At 68.9% G+C, this 16,120-nt stretch carries 11 protein-coding genes and 1 pseudogene; 4 read left to right on the top strand and 8 right to left on the bottom strand.

The window, feature by feature from the left end; genetic code table 11:
- Positions 1–24: 24 nt before the first annotated feature.
- From AB4851_RS03285 to AB4851_RS03275, 3 genes are read left to right on the top strand one after another with little or no spacing between them, the layout of a single operon-like run.
- Entirely contained in the window at positions 25–1,245 is a 1,221-nt protein-coding gene (locus AB4851_RS03285; protein WP_414440989.1) for an efflux RND transporter periplasmic adaptor subunit, read from the top strand.
- Between the two features lie 54 nt (positions 1,246–1,299).
- Positions 1,300–4,485 (top strand): efflux RND transporter permease subunit, encoded by a 3,186-nt coding sequence (locus tag AB4851_RS03280; protein ID WP_414448405.1) that lies wholly within the window; start codon positions 1,300–1,302, stop codon positions 4,483–4,485.
- A gap of 10 nt (positions 4,486–4,495) precedes the next feature.
- Positions 4,496–6,028: an efflux transporter outer membrane subunit gene (locus AB4851_RS03275; protein ID WP_414448404.1), complete on the top strand. Its 1,533-nt coding sequence runs from the start codon at positions 4,496–4,498 to the stop codon at positions 6,026–6,028.
- A 42-nt stretch (positions 6,029–6,070) separates the two neighbouring features.
- On the opposite strand, the gene AB4851_RS03270 is transcribed toward AB4851_RS03275, so the two are convergent.
- From AB4851_RS03270 to AB4851_RS03260, 3 genes and pseudogenes are all read right to left on the bottom strand, one after another.
- A complete protein-coding gene (locus AB4851_RS03270; RefSeq protein WP_414448403.1) occupies positions 6,071–7,402 on the bottom strand; it encodes a type II toxin-antitoxin system HipA family toxin in 1,332 nt (443 codons plus the stop codon).
- Positions 7,403–7,471: 69 nt separating this feature from the next.
- A pseudogene (locus tag AB4851_RS03265) lies at positions 7,472–7,678 on the bottom strand (helix-turn-helix transcriptional regulator); the annotation flags it as partial.
- 136 nt (positions 7,679–7,814) lie between these two features.
- Positions 7,815–8,738: a spherulation-specific family 4 protein gene (locus AB4851_RS03260; protein ID WP_414448402.1), complete on the bottom strand. Its 924-nt coding sequence runs from the start codon at positions 8,736–8,738 to the stop codon at positions 7,815–7,817.
- A gap of 496 nt (positions 8,739–9,234) precedes the next feature.
- Here AB4851_RS03260 and AB4851_RS03255 point away from each other — a divergent pair, with 496 nt between their 5' ends.
- Complete coding sequence (locus AB4851_RS03255) at positions 9,235–10,452, top strand: acyl-CoA dehydrogenase family protein (RefSeq protein WP_414448401.1); 1,218 nt, start codon at positions 9,235–9,237, stop codon at positions 10,450–10,452.
- A gap of 25 nt (positions 10,453–10,477) precedes the next feature.
- On the opposite strand, the gene AB4851_RS03250 is transcribed toward AB4851_RS03255, so the two are convergent.
- The 5 genes from AB4851_RS03250 to AB4851_RS03230 form a co-directional block, all read right to left on the bottom strand.
- Positions 10,478–11,245: a hypothetical protein gene (locus AB4851_RS03250; protein ID WP_414448400.1), complete on the bottom strand. Its 768-nt coding sequence runs from the start codon at positions 11,243–11,245 to the stop codon at positions 10,478–10,480.
- A 288-nt stretch (positions 11,246–11,533) separates the two neighbouring features.
- Entirely contained in the window at positions 11,534–13,165 is a 1,632-nt protein-coding gene (locus AB4851_RS03245) for an FGGY-family carbohydrate kinase (RefSeq protein ID WP_414448399.1), read from the bottom strand.
- 37 nt (positions 13,166–13,202) lie between these two features.
- Positions 13,203–13,931, bottom strand: coding sequence for an SDR family oxidoreductase (locus tag AB4851_RS03240; protein WP_414448398.1), 729 nt, complete (start codon positions 13,929–13,931; stop codon positions 13,203–13,205).
- 24 nt (positions 13,932–13,955) lie between these two features.
- Positions 13,956–15,245 (bottom strand): sugar ABC transporter permease, encoded by a 1,290-nt coding sequence (locus tag AB4851_RS03235; protein ID WP_414448397.1) that lies wholly within the window; start codon positions 15,243–15,245, stop codon positions 13,956–13,958.
- Positions 15,235–16,068, bottom strand: a complete 834-nt coding sequence (locus AB4851_RS03230) for an ATP-binding cassette domain-containing protein (protein WP_414440999.1) — start codon at positions 16,066–16,068, stop codon at positions 15,235–15,237. The genes AB4851_RS03235 and AB4851_RS03230 overlap by 11 nt, the downstream gene beginning before the upstream one ends.
- Between the last annotated feature and the right edge of the window lie 52 nt (positions 16,069–16,120).

Below are 16,120 nucleotides of genomic sequence, written 5' to 3'. Positions count from 1 at the left end.
ATTCCAACGCAACCGGAGATCTTCATGTCAATCTTACGTACTCCTCAATCACGCATCGCGGCTGCCGCGCTGGCCGTCGTCGTGGTGATCGGCGGCGGCGCGTTCGGCGTGATCCACGCGAGCGCGAGCGCCCCGCAGAACGCCGCGCCGCCGCTGCAGGAAGTCGACGTCGCCAACGTATTGGCGAAAACGATCACCGACTGGCAGACCTATTCGGGCCGCCTCGAGGCGATCGACCGCGTCGAGGTGCGTCCGCTCGTGTCGGGCACCATCGTGTCGGTCAACTTCAAGGACGGCGCGCTGGTCAAGAAGGGCGACACGCTGTTCGTGATCGATCCGCGCCCGTACCAGGCCGAGGTCGATCGCACCGCCGCGCAACTGGCCGCCGCGCAAGCGCGCGACGGCTATGCGCAAACCGATTGGCAGCGCGCCCAGCGCCTGATCGGCGACAACGCGATCGCCAAGCGCGACTACGACGAGAAGCAGAACGCCGCGCGCGAATCGGCCGCCAACGTGAAGGCCGCCGCCGCCGCGCTCGAAACCGCGAAGATCAACCTCGGCTACACGCGCATCGTCGCGCCGTTCGCGGGCCGCGCCTCGCGCGCCGAGATCACGCTCGGCAACGTCGTGTCGGCCGGTGCCTCGGCCGCACCGCTCACCACGGTGGTGTCGGTCTCGCCGATCTACGCCTCGTTCGACGCCGACGAACAAACCTACCTGCGCTATATCGGCAGCCAGCGCGACGGCCGCCGCGTGCCGGTCGATCTGGGCCTCGCCAACGAAACCGGCTACTCGCGCACCGGCGTGGTCGATTCGGTCGACAACCGGCTCGATACCTCGTCGGGCACGATCCGCGTGCGTGCGCGTTTCGACAACGCCGACGGCGCGCTGGTGCCGGGGCTCTACGCACGGATCAAGGTCGATGGCAGCGCACCGCATCCGGCCTTGCTGGTGGACGATGCCGCGATCAACACCGATCAGGACAAGAAGTTCGTGTTCGTGCTCGACAAGCAGGATCACGTCACGTACCGCGAAGTGCAGATCGGCGCGTTGCACGGCAATCAGCGCGTGATCGTCGGCGGCCTGCAGGCGAGCGACCGGGTGGTGGTCAACGGTACGCAGCGCGTGCGTCCGGGCGAACCGGTGAAGGCGCACATGGTGCCGATGACGGGCGGCGGCGATGGCGATTCGGCCACGCCGGTGGCGGATGCCGCCAAGCCCGCCAGCGGCCGCGCGCAGTCGTGACGGGGGCGCTGGTCCGCCCTCGTCACCACTCGCACAACCCGATAGAGCTTTTCCATGAACATATCCAAATTTTTCATCGATCGTCCGATATTTGCAGGAGTCCTATCGGTACTGATCCTGCTCGGCGGCGTGATCGCGATGTTCAAGCTGCCGATTTCCGAATATCCGGAAGTCGTGCCGCCTTCGGTGATCGTCAAGGCGCAGTTCCCGGGCGCCAACCCGAAGGTGATCGCCGAGACGGTCGCCTCGCCGATCGAGGAGCAGATCGACGGCGTGGAAGACATGCTGTACATGCAGTCGCAGGCCAACAGCGACGGCAACCTCACGATCACCGTGACGTTCAAGCTCGGCACCGATCCGGACAAGGCCACGCAGCTCGTGCAGAACCGCGTGAACCAGGCGCTGCCGCGCCTGCCGGAAGACGTGCAGCGGCTGGGCATCACGACGGTCAAGAGCTCGCCGACGCTGACCATGGTGGTGCACCTGATCTCGCCCGACAACCGCTACGACATGACCTATCTGCGCAACTACGCGCTGATCAACGTGAAGGATCGCCTGTCGCGGATCCAGGGCGTGGGCCAGGTCCAGCTGTGGGGGTCGGGCGACTACGCGATGCGCGTCTGGCTCGATCCGCAGAAGGTGGCGGAGCGCAACCTGACCGCCGACGACGTGGTGCGCGCGATTCGCGAGCAGAACGTGCAGGTCGCGGCCGGCACGATCGGGGCGTCGCCGTCGATTCCGGGCACGCCGCTGCAGTTGTCCGTGAACGCGCGCGGCCGCCTGCAGAACGAGAGCGAATTCGGCGACATCGTCGTCAAGACGGCGCCCGACGGCGCGGTCACGCACCTGCGCGATCTCGGCCGCGTGCAGCTCGACGCCTCGGAATACGGCCTGCGTTCGCTGCTCGACAACCAGCCGGCCGTGGCGATGGCGATCAACCAGTCGCCGGGCGCGAATTCGCTGCAGATTTCCGACCAGGTCCGCGCGACCATGCAGGAGCTGTCGCAGGATTTCCCGGCGGGCGTGCAGTACAAGATCGTCTATGACCCGACGCAGTTCGTGCGCTCGTCGATCAAGGCCGTGGTGCATACGCTGCTCGAAGCGATCGCGCTGGTGGTGCTGGTGGTGATCGTGTTCCTGCAAACGTGGCGCGCGTCGATCATTCCGCTGATCGCCGTGCCGGTGTCGATCATCGGCACCTTCTCGCTGCTGCTGATGTTCGGTTATTCGATCAACGCGCTGTCGCTGTTCGGGATGGTGCTCGCGATCGGGATCGTGGTGGACGATGCGATCGTGGTGGTGGAGAACGTCGAGCGCAACATCGAGAGCGGGCTGTCCGCGCGCATGGCCACCTACAAGGCCATGCAGGAAGTGAGCGGGCCGATCATCGCGATCGCGCTGACGCTGGTGGCCGTGTTCGTGCCGCTCGCGTTCATGACGGGCCTGACCGGCCAGTTCTACAAGCAGTTCGCGATGACCATCGCGATCTCCACGGTGATCTCGGCGTTCAACTCGCTGACGCTGTCGCCGGCATTGTCGGCACTCCTGCTGAAAGGCCATGACGAGAAGCCGGACTGGCTGACGCGCGTGATGAATCGCGTGCTCGGCGGTTTCTTCCGCCGCTTCAACTCGGTGTTCCATCGCGGCGCGGAAGGCTACGGCCGCGGCGTGCGTGGCGTGCTGTCGAGAAAGACGCTGATGCTCGGCGTCTACCTGGTGCTGGTCGGCGCCACGGTGCTGATGGGCCGGCTCGTGCCGGGCGGCTTCGTGCCCGCGCAGGACAAGGAATACCTGATCGCGTTCGCGCAGTTGCCGAACGGCGCCTCGCTCGACCGCACCGAGAAGGTGATTCGCCAGATGGGCTCGATCGCGCTGAAGCAGCCGGGCGTGGAGAGCGCGGTGGCGTTCCCGGGCCTGTCGGTCAACGGCTTCACCAACAGCTCCAGCGCGGGCATCGTGTTCGTCACGCTCAAGCCGTTCGACGAGCGTCACGGCAAGACGATGTCGGCCGGCGCGATCGCCGGTGCGCTGAACCAGCAGTACGCGGGCATCAAGGATTCGTTCGTCGCCGTGTTCCCGCCGCCGCCGGTGCTGGGCCTCGGTACGCTGGGCGGCTTCAAGATGCAGATCGAGGATCGCGGCGCGGTGGGTTACGCGAAGCTGGCCGATGCCACGCAGGATTTCATCAAGCGCGCGCAGCAGGCGCCCGAGTTGGGCCCGCTGTTCACGAGCTACCAGATCAACGTGCCGCAGCTCAATGTGGATCTCGACCGCGTGAAGGCCAAGCAGCTCGGCGTGAACGTGACCGACGTGTTCGACACGATGCAGATCTACCTGGGCTCGCTGTACGTGAACGACTTCAACCGCTTCGGACGCGTGTATCAAGTGCGCGTGCAGGCCGATGCGCCGTTCCGTCAGCATGCCGGCGATATCGGCCTGCTCAAGACGCGCAACGCGGCGGGGCAGATGGTGCCGTTGTCGTCGCTGGTCACGGTGTCGCCGACCTTCGGGCCGGAAATGGTGGTGCGCTACAACGGCTACACGGCGGCCGACGTGAACGGCGGCCCGGCTCCGGGCTTCTCGTCGGGGCAGGCGCAGGCGGCGGTCGAGCGGATCGCGGCGCAAACCTTGCCGCGCGGCGTGAAGTTCGAATGGACCGACCTGACCTATCAGCAGATCCTGGCCGGCAATGCCGGGCTGGTGATCTTCCCGATCAGCGTGCTGCTGGTGTTCCTGGTGCTCGCGGCGCTGTATGAAAGCCTGGCGCTGCCGCTCGCGGTGATCCTGATCGTGCCGATGAGCATTCTGTCGGCGCTGACGGGCGTGTGGCTCACGCAGGGCGACAACAACATCTTCACGCAGATCGGCCTGATGGTGCTGGTGGGGCTGTCGGCGAAGAACGCGATCCTGATCGTGGAATTCGCCCGCGAGCTGGAGCACGACGGACGCACGCCGTTCCAGGCTGCGGTCGAGGCGTGCCGGCTGCGTCTGCGCCCGATTCTGATGACGTCGATCGCGTTCATCATGGGCGTGGTGCCGCTCGTGCTGTCGACCGGCGCCGGCGCGGAAATGCGTCATGCGATGGGGATCGCGGTGTTCTTCGGGATGCTCGGCGTGACCCTGTTCGGCCTGATGCTGACGCCGGTGTTCTATGTGGTGCTGCGTACGTTGGCGGGTGGCAAGATCCACGTCGCGCAGAAGGATACGCCGCGGTACGACCCGTCGACCGCGGATGCTTGAGGACCAGACGATGAAAAACGACAAGACGATCCTGCGCCTCGCGAAGCTGGCCGGCATCAGCACGCTGATGTCCGCGCTGCTCGCCGCGTGCGCGGTCGGCCCCGACTACAAGCGGCCCGACGTCACCACGCCGGCCGCCTTCAAGGAGGCGCCCACGCTCGCCGCCGGCGAGCAGGCCGGCACCTGGAAACCGGCCGAGCCGGCCGACGCCGCGCATCGCGGCGAATGGTGGACGGTGTTCGGCGACACCACGCTCGACGCGCTCGAAAAGCAGGCGCTCGACGCGAACCAGAACCTGAAGGCCGCCGCCGCCCGCGTGGAGGAAGCACGCGCTTCCACCCGCGCGGCGCGCTCGGCGTGGTTCCCGTCGCTCGACGCGGGCTTCGGCCCGACACGCGAAGGCGTGTCGTCGGCCTCGCAGTTCCTGCCGCAAGGCTCGGGGCCGATCAACGCCACGCTGTGGCGCGCGCAGACCAGCGTCTCGTACGAGGCGGACCTGTTCGGACGCGTGAGCCGCAACGTGGAGGCGTCGCGCGCCGACACCGCGCAGAGCGAGGCGCTGTTCCGCTCGGTGCAACTGGCCTTGCAGGCCGATGTCGCGCAGAACTACTTCGAATTGCGTCAGCTCGATTCGGATCAGAACCTGTACCGGCGCACCGTCGATCTGCGCCAGGAATCGCTGAAGCTCGCGCAGCGCCGCTTCGACGAGGGCGACATCAACGAACTCGACGTGTCGCGCGCGAAGAACGAACTGGCCTCGGCGCAGGCCGATGCGGTGGGCGTCGCGCGTCGCCGCGCGGCGTCCGAACATGCGCTCGCGATTCTGCTCGGCAAGCCGCCGGCGGATTTTTCGTTCAGCGAAACGCCGATCGTGCCGGTGGCGATCAGGATTCCTGCCGGTCTGCCGTCGGCGCTGCTCGAACGGCGGCCGGATGTGTCGGCGGCCGAGCGCGCGATGGCGGCCGCCAATGCGCGGGTCGGGCTGGCGAAGTCGGCCTACTTCCCGAAGCTCGACATCACCGGTTCGTTCGGTTTTGAAGCGGCCACGCTCGGCAGCCTCTTCATGTGGTCGAGCCGCACGTTCCTGCTCGGGCCGTTCGCCGGCTCGGCGCTGTCGCTGCCGATCTTCGACGGCGGGCGTCGCGCCGCGGGCGTGCAGCAGGCGCGCGCGCAGTACGACGAGCAGGTCGCGAACTATCGCCAGCAGGTGCTGGTGGCGTTCCGCGAGGTGGAGGACAACCTGGCCGACCTGCGTCTGCTCGACGATCAGATTCGCGCGCAGGGCGAGGCCGTGAGCGCGTCGCAGCGCGCGGCGAAGCTGTCGCGCACGCAGTATCAGGAAGGGCAGGTGGCCTACCTCGACGTGATCGACAGCGAACGCTCGGTGCTGCAATCGCAACTGCAGGCGAACCAGTTGACCGGTGCGCAGGCGGTGTCGACGGTGAACCTGATTCGCGCGTTGGGTGGCGGATGGGGCGCGCCGGCGGTGGCGGTGGGCGCGGCCGGTGCGGCATCGGCCACGCAGGCGGTGGCGCAGCGCTGAGGCGTGTAGCGGGTTGAAATGGTTGTCATGAAAACGGGCCTTTCAGAGGCCCGTTTTCAGTTTACGGGCCTGTTTTTGCAGGCCGTTGAAGATGGCGTCGGCCAGATCGGTCGGAAAATCGGCGGCCAACAGCGCGGCCACTTCGTCGATCACGCCGGGCGTGGCCGCCACGAGCCGCTCGACGATCGCGTGAACGTCCGCCTCGGTCAACCCGCTGCGCTTGCCTTGCGCGAACCAGTGGCGCGGCTGGATTTCACTCCAGGCGTAGTGCCGGTTCGCGCCGCGCACGGCCATTGCCATCTTCACGCGCTGCGGCGCGATCTGGCCGGCGCGGCGCCCCATGATCGGATGAAACGACAGGATGTCGTAGAGCGGGGTGGCGCGGTAACGCGCGTCCGGCAGATGCGCGATGCTGAAATTCTTGCCGTGGCCGTCGGCGGCCGCGAGCATCCAGAACAGGATCTGCGCCGTGAAGAAATGGCGTCGGTCGCGCTCGGCGTCGACCGAGCCGGAAAGAATATCCATGGCCGTATCGATGCCGGGGCCGCCGTCGGCTTCGTATTTGGTCAGCCCTGAAATGCCGGTGGCCTGGCACAGGTCTTCCTGCGGCAGACGCACGACCCAGGTGCCGTCCGCGGACAGCCGACGATCGAAGCGCGCGACCACCAGCACCTTCTGATCCTCGAAGCGGCCGACGCCGCACGGTGCGACGGGCAGGCCGTAGGCGGCGGCGATCAGCGCGCAGAGCCATTCGTTCTCGACCGAGGTGCGCATGTCGGCGCCGATGCCGCCGACTAGCCCGAGCGGCAGCTTCAGGATATGCGAGGTCGGGGTGCTGCCTTCGGGGCGCAGCCAGGTATTGTCGTGCCAGAGCAGCGCGGTTTTTTCCTGCGCGCCGGCGATCGACAGGCGCAGGTCGGGCGCGGTGGCGGTGCCTGCGGCCGGCGCGAGCGGCAGCGCGCGCAGCCATTGGGCGATGTCGCGCTCGCCGAGCGGCGTGCCGGCGATGCGCTTGAGATCGTCCGGTGCCTGGCCGGGCGGCAGCAGTTGCAGCGCGCCCACGCAATCGCGCCCGACCGCTTCGAGCAGCCCGAACGGCGAGGCGTCGCGCGCGGCATGGCGTTGCGCGATGCGACGGCGGATCGCGTCGCTGTCGGGCAGCAGGTTGTCGAAGTAGTGGGCGACGGCCGTGCCGTGATACGGCGCATTGCCGGGGCGCAGCGGCAGCGACAGCGAGAGCGGGCGGCGTTGGGGATCGGCGAGCCAACTGTCTGCATAGGCCAGCCGATCGACGCCTTGCACGCGTTCCCAATAGCCGACCTCGATGCCGTTCATCCAGAGCGCGAGGCGCGTTGCCGGGTGCGAGCGGGGCATGGCGGCTTACCAGTTTTCGCGCGACGTATCGCTGGCGGCGGGCGTGCTGCCCGGCTCGTGCGCGTCATTCAGCGTCAGTTCGATGCCGAGGATGCGCATCACGCGAAACAGCCGCTCGAGGCTGGCGGTGGACGGGTCGGCTTCGAAGCGGGCGTAGGTTTGCTGCGTCACGCCAAGCCGCTCGGCCATGGCGGCTTGCGTGAGGCCCGCGGATTTCCGGAAGCCTTGCAGCAGCGGCCGTAGCTGGCCGAGGGTCTTGACCGGGTAGTTCACGATGGGAAGGCGCGACGCGCACGAAGTGGCGAACGTCCGGATTTTACAGCATACAGGCTGTATTTTTAAAATACAGCCTACAAGCTGTTTTTTGTGAATACAGCTTGTGGGCTGTTAATTGATCGCGCTCCGGCGATGCTCAACGGCGACGGTTCGATGCGGTGGCGGTCGTTGTCGACGTCGTTTTTGCCTGCGTCACCGGCGGATTCAACGCCGCCACCCCCGACACTTCCTGATCCCAGTAAGTCGGCAGCCCGTTATACGGATTCGGCAGCTTCAGCGACGTCATGTAAACACCACCCGCCCCGTTCGTCACGGCGAACTGCAGGGCGCTGCTCATCTGCGTGGCTGTGGCGTTGTAGACGATATGGATGAACCGGCTCGCGGCATAGTTCGCCTGCCATGCCGCCGCCTTGTACTTCGCGTAATTCGTCTGCTTGTCCTCGTACACCACGAAGCGGTCCGCCACCGGCAGGCTCGCGTAGATCTCCGGAATATTGGTACCCGGGTTGTTGACCACCTGGAAGTTCGGCGACAGGCCCTTGATGTAGTTGTAGAGCGATTGGTAGTACTGCACATGCGCGGTGGTGCTGTCGTTCGCCATCTCGTCGATGAAGAAGCCGTCCACCGTGTAGAACGCCAGATAGGTGTTGATGTCCTTCGTGACGTCGGACAGCGAGCGGCTGCCGTACGACGTATGCACGTAGGCGATCACCTTGCCGCCGGCCGTGCGCACCTTGGCGATGGCGTTCGTGTAGGCCGGATCGACGGCGATGCCCGGGCCGCTGTTCGGGTTGACGATGGCCGTCAGCGGCACCGAGGCGGCGTTGGTGGCGAGCGTGTTCCAGGCGGTCGAGCCCGAGCCGGACGGATAGAAGTAGGCCGGCACGACCAGGTCGGCCGCCTGGGCCGCACCACCCGTCACGCAGAGCGAGGCCAGCAGCGCGCAGGCCGCCGAGGCGAAGCGCCGGAACCGGCCGGGCGCGCGGCGGGTGCGCGTGTGTTGCCTGCGATCGATCAGGAGTGCAGGGCAAATCTCGACGCCGTGGTGCTGAATGCTCATGGTCTACCTCTGAATGGGCCCGCCGCCGAGGGCCTGGCCCGTCGTGTCGGGTAAGGGGGTACGTCGCCCCGGGAACCGCCGCCGTTATTTCGGATTGCTGCCTGTTTTTCGATGCGATGCCAGTGCCTTGTCGATCCGTCTGTTTGCCTGCTTGCTAGCCGGATTTCCCCGTCCGGCCATTCATGAATAGCAGCTTTCAATATCGTCTGCAAATTGCGTATTACGCGAGGATCGTCGCGTGATCCCACCCCCGCCCATATCGTATTTGCCGATTTCCATTTCCGGATCGCTTGTTGGACCGCGCCTGGCGCGCGCGGCTATCATCGGCGCCAAGCCCCTCGCCATCGTGCACGCAAACGTGTGCGAAGGCGATATCCGTGTTTACGACAGCGGGTCGGCAATATCGAGGGCGGCGCGCGGGCTTTCGCACGCAATGCGTGTGACGCCATGACCGCCCCGATTCGTCTGACCTGAAACGATGGAGAACAGAGATTCGATGAGCGATTCCCGATCGCCGGCCGCCGCCGGTGGGCAGGCCGATGTCAAGGCCGAGGCCGATGCGCCGCGGAGCTTCGGTGAACTGATCGTCGCGTTGCGCGCGAGCGCCGCCGAGCGCGATCGACGTGGCGGCCACGCGGCTCGCGAGAAAGCCTGGATGGCCGGCCTCGGCCTGCAGACGCTGGCCGTGCCGCGCGCGTTCGGCGGCCAGGAGGCCGATTGGCCGATCGTGTATCAGACGATTCGCGCGATCGCGCGCGTCGACAGCGCGCTCGCGCATCTGGTGGGCTTCCAGGTGTTGCAGATCGTCAGCGTCGACGTGTGGGGCAGCGACGCGCAACGCGAGCGCTACCTGCGCGGCACGGTCGAGCAGGGCTGGTGGTGGGGCAACGCCGTCAATCCGCTCGACACGCGCCTCGCCGCGCATCAGGACGGCGCGGGCGGCTATCGGCTCGACGGCATCAAGGGCTTTTGCTCGGGCACGCGCGGTTCGACGCGGATGACGGTGTCGGCGCATGACCCCGTGACCGGCAAGCCGGTGTTCGCGGTGGTGCCCACCGGGCGCGAAGGCATCACCGTGCACGAGGATTGGGACCCGATCGGGCAGCGCCAGACCGACAGCGGCAGCGTGTCGTTCAGCGGCGTGACGGTGGCGGCGGACGAGGTGCTGCATCGCTCGGAAGCGCCGCCCAGCCCGCGCGCCACGCTGCGCACGCTGGTGTCGCAACTGGTGCTGACCAACCTGTTCGTCGGGCTGGCCGAGGGTGCGCTGGCCGAGGCGCGCGACTACGTGGCGACGCGCGGGCGGCCGTGGATTCATGCTGGCGTGGAGAAGGCGCAGGATGATCCGTACACCTTGCAGCGCTTCGGCGACATGCGCGTGCAGGCGGTGGCCGCCGAGGCGCTGGCCGATCGTGCGGCGCGCGCGTTGCAGGCCGCGTGGGACCGCAAGACCGCGCTGACGGCGGACGGGCGCGCCGAGGTGGCGCTGGCGGTGTCGGAGGCGAAGATCGTCGCGCAGCGCGCCGCGCTCGATGCCGGCGAGGCGCTGTTCGACGCCTGCGGCGCGCGCGCCACGGCTGCGCCGCTCGCGCTCGACCGCTTCTGGCGCAACGCGCGCACGCACACGCTGCACGATCCGCTCGACTACCGGCTGCGCGACGTGGGCCGCTTCGCGCTGACCGGCGTGCTGCCGGAAGCGTCGCTGTACACCTGAAGCCCGCGCCGGCCGCGTGGCCGGCTCAGTCCCGCCCGCGCTCGCCCGGCACGCGTGCCATCCGCTGCGCGAACGATTCGAAGGCCGAAACATCGGCGCCCGTCAGCAGCGCGGCGGCGTCCGGGCCTTCGTGCGCGGGCATCGGCACTTCCTGGCAGTCGATCAGGTGCCGCACGCTCGGGTATTTCGACATGCGCGGCCGCTTGTAGCGCAGCCGGAACAGGCGCGGCACGACCTGGCCCGCGTCGCCCAGGTCGCCCACCTTCTGCACCGGCGCGCCGAACCAGAAGCGGATCCACGCGGCCTGCCGCTCGCCGGGCGGCGCGGCCATGAAATCGGTCAGCACCAGCAGCACGTAGGGAATATCGCGTTGCGCGAGGGTGGGCCACGCCCACAGCTTCAGCACGTCGGCGTGCTCGATCGCGTGCGTGAAGCGCGTGACCTGGAACGCCGAGGCGGTTTGCCGGATTGTGTGCAGGTGCCGCTGCCATTGCTGGAAGAAGCTCGCGCGCAGTTGCCGGGCGCGCTCGGTCAGCGGCGGGCCGACATTGACGGCGAGCGGGTTCGGCACCGCGTCGGACACCAGCGGGCAACGCGCGAACGGCCCGGCCGCATGCACGAAGCGCCGCGCCTGCGAGCGGTCGCGCAACTGCACCACACGCAGCACGCCCGAGCATAGCGGGCAGCGCGCCAGGCCGCGCAACAGCGGCAGGTCGCGGCAGAACGCGTCGACATGAACCAGGCGGTCCTCGACGGGGTGCAGCGCGTATTCGAGCAGCGGCCGTTCTTTCATCTCGGTCACGGAAGGCGAGGGGGCTGGGCGGGCGACGCAATGCGACAACGGGATGACGGAATCAAACACGCGTTCCGTGACAAGACGATGATGCTCGCGCAGGTGTGGCGGGCACAGCGGGCCGCACGTCGAACGCGGCCCGCCCCCGCGCCGTCCCGCGTTCAGCGCACTTCGCGCGCCACGCACTGCAACGCCTCGAACGCGCGATAGCGCCCGGCATGCCAGGTCGTGGCGCATACCGAGCGGGGCCGCACGTCGAGCGCGTCCCGCCCCCGCGCCACCCCGCGTTCAGCGCAGCTCGCGCGCCACGCGCTGCAACGCCTCGAACGCGCGATAGCGCCCGGCATGCCAAACCGCGAGTTCGCCATCGGCCGGCGCATACCGGCGGCTGATGCGCGACATCGCGCCCATCGCCATGCGCAGGTCGTCGTGCACGCCGCCCGCCACGCCGCCGAGCATGGCCGCGCCGAGCAGTACCGGCTCGTCGGCTTTGGTGGCGAGCACCGGCTTGCCGGTGGCGTCGGCCAGCAACTGGCGCACCAGGTCGAGCCGCCCCGCGCCGCCGCTGATCACGATCTGCTCGACCGGCGCGCCGGCCGCCGCCTGCGCCTCGACGATCTGCCGCAACCCGTAGCCGATGCTGCAAATGCCGGCCAGATAGAGCGCCACGAGGCTGTCGAGATCGGTGTCCATGCCGAGCCCGGCGATCACGGCGCGCGCGTGCGGATCGGCGAACGGCGCGCGGTTGCCGAGGAATTCGGGCACCACGTGCAGCCCGTCGGCAAGTTTCGCGGCGGCCGACAGCGCGCCGTCCACCCGCGCCACCGCGCGGCCGGCCAGCCACACCGGCAGCGCCTCGCCGGCGCGGGCCGCGTCGTGCGCGGCGTCGGCGGCGGCCGGATGCATCGCCAGCAGCCGTTCGATCGCCGCGCCGGCCACCGACTGGCCGCCCTCGTTGAGCCAGGCGCCCGGCACCATCGCCGAGAAATACGGCCCCCACACGCCAGGCACGAACACCGGCTCGCGCGTGGTGGTCATGGTGCACGACGAGGTGCCGAACACGTAGGCCAGGCAGGTTTCGGGCGCATGCCCGGCGCCCACGGTGCCGATCCCGCCCGCGTGCGCGTCGATCGCGCCGGCCGCGACCGGCGTGCCGGGCGCGAGCCCCAGCTCGGCGGCGGCCTGCGCCGTGAGGCCCGCGCCGAGCGGCGTGCCGGGGTCCACCACGTGCTGCCCGATTCGCGCGAACTGCTCGTCGGCCAGCTCGCCGAGGCCGATCTCGCGGAAGTAGCCGTCGTCCCAACGCCGCTCGTGCGCGAGATACGTCCACTTGCAGGTGACGGTGCAAGTCGAGCGCGCCAGGTCGCCGGTCGCGCGCCAGGTGAGGAAATCGGTCAGGTCGAAGAACTGCCAGGCCGCGTCGAACACGGCGCGGCGATGCTCGCGCAGCCACAGCAGCTTGGGCGTCTGCATCTCGGGCGAGATGCGCCCGCCGACGTAGTTCAGCACCGCGTGGCCCTGCGCGTTGATGCGCTCGGCCTGCGCCACGGCGCGGTGATCCATCCACACCACGATGTCGCGCTCGGGCTGTTCCGACGGCCCGACCGGCAGCGGCGCGCCGCCGTCGCCCAGCACGACCAGCGAGCAGGTCGCATCGAAGCCGAGCCCGGCCACCTGCGCCGGCGCAATTCCCGCCTGCCCCGCCTGCGCCAGCGCCGCCTTCACGGCCGTGCACACGGCCTGCCAGATCTCGGCGCTCGATTGCTCGACGATCGCGCCGCTCTCGTGGAAGACGGCGATGTCGTGCTTGGCCGACGCCACCATGCGCCCCTGCGCGTCGAACAGGCCGGCGCGCGCGCTGCCGGTGCCCACGTCGATGCCGATCAGGTAGCGCGCGTCGGGGTTCGGATGATCCGTCATGTCTCGGTTCCTGGAGTGGGAGCGTGGCGCGACGATCTCACAGATCGACGCTGGTGGGCAGGATCACGAGATCGCGGATCGTCACGTTGCGCGGGCGCGTCAGCATGAACAGCACCGCGTCGGCCACCTCGTTGGCCTGCATCAGGCTGCCGGCCGCCAGCGCCTCGTCCATCTTCGCCTGCGGCCAGTCGTCGAGCAGCGCCGTCACCACCGGCCCCGGCGCGACCGCGCCCACCCGCACGCCGTGCTGCATGAGCTGCCGCCGCGTGGTGTGCACGAACGCCTGCACGGCGAACTTCGACGCCGTGTAGATCGGCTCCCACGCCACCGGCACGATGCCCGCGATCGAGCTGGTGAACAGGATGTCGCCGGAACGCTGCGCGACCAGATGCGGCAGCACCGCGTGCACCGAGCGGAACGCCGCGTTGATGTTCAGGTTCAGCATCCGGTCCCATTCGTCGGGGTTGCCGTGCAGCACCTCGCCGCCCACGTAGGCGCCCGCGTTGGCGTGGAAGATGTCGAGGCCGCCCGCGAGCGCGACGATGCGCGGCAGCATCGCCGAGACTTCGGCCGGATTCAGCAGATCGACCGCCAGCGGCAGCGCGCGCTCGCCCAGTCGCGCGCAGCAATCGGCGAGGCGATCCTGCGCGCGGTCGATCAGCACCACCGTGGCGCCCGCGTCGAGCAGCGCGCGCGCGCAGGCGAGGCCGATTCCCGAGGCCGCGCCGGTGATGGCGGCGACCTTTCCGTTCAAGGGTTCAGACATGCGGAGTTCTCCAGGAGAAAAAGGTCAGGCGCGGCCGTGCGAGACGCGCGAGCGGCGCGCCAGCGAATCGACGATCACCGCGATCGCGAGCACCGCGCCGGTGATCATGAAGCGCAGCGACGACGACAGGTTCAGGAGCGTCAGGCCGCTCGCGATCGACTGGATCACGACGATCCCGAGCACCGCCGACCATGCGCTGCCGCGTCCGCCGAACAGGCTGGTGCCGCCGATCACGGCCGCCGCGATCGCGTTGAGGTTGACGTCGCCCGAGCCGGCCTGCTGGCTGGCCGAGGCGAGCCGTGCGGCGCTCAGGATGCCGCCGAGCGAGGCGAGGCTCGTGCACAGCACGAACGCGCTGGCGTAGATCGCGCCCACGTGGATGCCGGCGCGGCGCGCGGCCTCGTGATTGCCGCCCACCGCGTGCATCGAGCGGCCCCAGCGGGTGCGCGTCAGCGCGTAGTGCATGGCGGCGGCCAGCGCGACGAACAGCGCGAACATCAGCGGCACGCCGCGGCCGTGGTCGAGATAGGCGACCACCGCTTCGAGCAGCACGGTGAGCGCGGCCGCGCGCAGCAGCAGGCTGCCGGCCGACGGCGCGGACAGCCGGGCCGCGCGACGCCGCGCATGGGTGCGCAGCCCGAGCAGCAGCATCGCCGCGCCCGGCAGCAGCGCGAGCAGGTGCGACACCGGCGCGGGCAGCACCCGCAACTGGCCGAGATCCACCAGCGCCGAATCGTAGGGCAGGTTGATCGAGCCGGGCGGCCCGAGCACGTAGAGCTGCATGCCGAGGATCGCGAGCAGGCCGGCCAGCGTGGTGACGAAGCTCGGCATGCCGAGCCGGTTGAACAGGAGTGCGTAGCACAGGCCGAACACCGCGCCGGCCGCGATCGCCGCGACGATCGCGAGCAGCACCGGCCAGCCCGCGTTGATCCACAGCGTGCCGACCAGCGCCGAGGCGAAGCCGCTGATCGAGCCGACCGACAGGTCGATCTGCCCGACCATCAGCACGCAGACGATGCCGAGCGAGATCACGCCCACCGTCGAGCAGTCGAACAGCAGGTTGACGAGGTTGTTGGCCGACAGGAACACCGGGTTCAGGCTGGCGAACACCGTCCAGATGATGACGAGGCCGGCCACCACCGGCAGCGAGCCGAGATCCCCGGCGCGCACTCGCTGCGCGAACGCGGCGAGCGTGTCGCCCACGCCGGCGGCGTGTTTGACGCGTACGTCGGCGCGGTCGAGCAAAGGGCTTGAAGCAGGACTTGAAGCCGGCCCCGGCGCCGGCTGCGTGGCGTGTTGCGATTCATTGCGCATGATCGTTTCCTTGGCTGGGCGCGGCGTCCTGGCCTGCGGTGCGGCGGCCGGCGCGGCGCGATACGGCGTTCTCGGTGGCGCCGGTGATGGCGGCCACCAGCGAGGCGTTCGACGAATCGGGGTAGAACACGCCGTTGTTGCGGCCGAGCCGCAGCACCACGATGCGATCGGCCACGGCGCGCACGTCTTCCATGTTGTGGCTGATCATGATCACGGCGTGGCCGCGGTCGCGCACGCGCTCGATCAGGTTCAGCACCTCGGCCGTCTGCGCCACGCCGAGCGCGGCGGTCGGTTCGTCGAGCATGATCAGCTTCGGGTCGAGCAGCAGCGAGCGGGCGATCGCCACCGTCTGGCGCTGGCCGCCCGACAGCGAGGCCACCACGTCGCGCACGCTCGGAATGCGCGCCGACAGCTCGTTGAGCAGTGTCCAGGCGCGCACTTCCATCTGCACCTCGTCGAGACGCAGCGGGCTCAGTTCGCGGCCGAGAAAGATGTTGGCGACCACGTCGAGGTTCTCGCACAGCGCGAGATCCTGGAACACCGTGGCGATGCCGAGGTCGAGCGCCGTGCCCGGATCGGACAGCGCCACCGGCTTGCCGCCGAACGTGATGGTGCCCGAGGTCGGTTGATGGACGCCGGCCAGCAGCTTCACGAGCGTCGATTTGCCGGCGCCGTTGTCGCCGACCAGCGCGACCACTTCGCCCGCGTGGACGTCGAGTTCGATGTCGGTCAGCGCCGACACCGCGCCGAAGCGCTTGGAGATGCCGCGCAGGCTCAGCACGGGTTCGCCGCGCGGGGCGCGGGTCGTGGAATCGTGAGTCATGACGGAGATGCCTGTGAGTTGGCGCGCGGCCCGCCTTGCCGGGCAGGCCGCG

This window comes from Burkholderia sp. 22PA0099 (assembly GCF_047497165.1).
Classification (GTDB): Bacteria; Pseudomonadota; Gammaproteobacteria; order Burkholderiales; family Burkholderiaceae; genus Burkholderia.
This window is presented reverse-complemented; position numbering and strand designations above follow the sequence as displayed.

Bases quoted from the DNA above. Each gene is read 5' to 3' on its own strand.
- AB4851_RS03260 (WP_414448402.1), bottom strand. From the start codon at position 8,738: ATGAGCATTCAGCACCACGGCGTCGAGATTTGCCCTGCACTCCTGATC.
- AB4851_RS03270 (WP_414448403.1), bottom strand. From the start codon at position 7,402: ATGCCCCGCTCGCACCCGGCAACGCGCCTCGCGCTCTGGATGAACGGC.
- AB4851_RS03280 (WP_414448405.1), top strand. From the start codon at position 1,300: ATGAACATATCCAAATTTTTCATCGATCGTCCGATATTTGCAGGAGTC.
- AB4851_RS03230 (WP_414440999.1), bottom strand. From the start codon at position 16,068: ATGACTCACGATTCCACGACCCGCGCCCCGCGCGGCGAACCCGTGCTG.
- AB4851_RS03275 (WP_414448404.1), top strand. From the start codon at position 4,496: ATGAAAAACGACAAGACGATCCTGCGCCTCGCGAAGCTGGCCGGCATC.
- AB4851_RS03245 (WP_414448399.1), bottom strand. From the start codon at position 13,165: ATGACGGATCATCCGAACCCCGACGCGCGCTACCTGATCGGCATCGAC.
- AB4851_RS03250 (WP_414448400.1), bottom strand. From the start codon at position 11,245: ATGAAAGAACGGCCGCTGCTCGAATACGCGCTGCACCCCGTCGAGGAC.
- AB4851_RS03255 (WP_414448401.1), top strand. From the start codon at position 9,235: ATGAGCGATTCCCGATCGCCGGCCGCCGCCGGTGGGCAGGCCGATGTC.
- AB4851_RS03240 (WP_414448398.1), bottom strand. From the start codon at position 13,931: ATGTCTGAACCCTTGAACGGAAAGGTCGCCGCCATCACCGGCGCGGCC.
- AB4851_RS03285 (WP_414440989.1), top strand. From the start codon at position 25: ATGTCAATCTTACGTACTCCTCAATCACGCATCGCGGCTGCCGCGCTG.
- AB4851_RS03235 (WP_414448397.1), bottom strand. From the start codon at position 15,245: ATGCGCAATGAATCGCAACACGCCACGCAGCCGGCGCCGGGGCCGGCT.